Origin of the sequence: Reyranella sp., assembly GCF_052439685.1 — a bacterium.
Lineage (GTDB): Bacteria > Pseudomonadota > Alphaproteobacteria > Reyranellales > Reyranellaceae > Reyranella.
Window position 1 is genome coordinate 1 of sequence record NZ_JBQVQG010000082.1, and the last position, 560, is coordinate 560.

Sequence of the window (560 nt, forward strand, 5' to 3'; positions counted from 1 at the left end):
CGCTTGACGTCCGGGTGGTGGATGATGGGCGCGGCCGCGCTCATCGAGCCATCGACCGGGCGGCTCTGCACGCGGTCCTTCGCGTAGCCCACGGCCTTCTGGTAGGCGCGCTCGGCGATCGCGATGCCCTGCACGCCCACGGCGTAGCGCGCGGCGTTCATCATGATGAACATGTACTCCAGGCCCCGGTTTTCCTGGCCCACGAGGTAACCCACGGCACCGCCGTGGTCGCCATACTGCAGCACGGCGGTGGGGCTGGCCTTGATGCCCATCTTGTGCTCGATGCTCACGCAATGCACGTCGTTGCGCGCGCCCAGGGAGCCGTCCGGGTTCACCATGAACTTGGGCACCACGAACAGGCTGATGCCCTTCACGCCCTCGGGCGCGCCGGTCACGCGCGCGAGCACGAGGTGCACGATGTTCTCGGCCATGTCGTGCTCACCGTAGGTGATGAAGATCTTGGTGCCGAACACCTTGTAGCTGCCATCGGGCTGCGGCTCGGCGCGGCTGCGCACGGCAGCGAGATCGGAGCCGGCCTGCGGCTCGGTGAGGTTCATGGT

The 560-nt window shown here is 67.5% G+C and carries 1 protein-coding gene; it reads right to left on the reverse strand.

What is annotated here, in order from left to right; genetic code table 11:
- Positions 1-560 (reverse strand): acyl-CoA dehydrogenase family protein (locus ACT6UX_RS30440; RefSeq protein WP_444778866.1); only part of this gene is annotated, 560 nt, incomplete at both ends.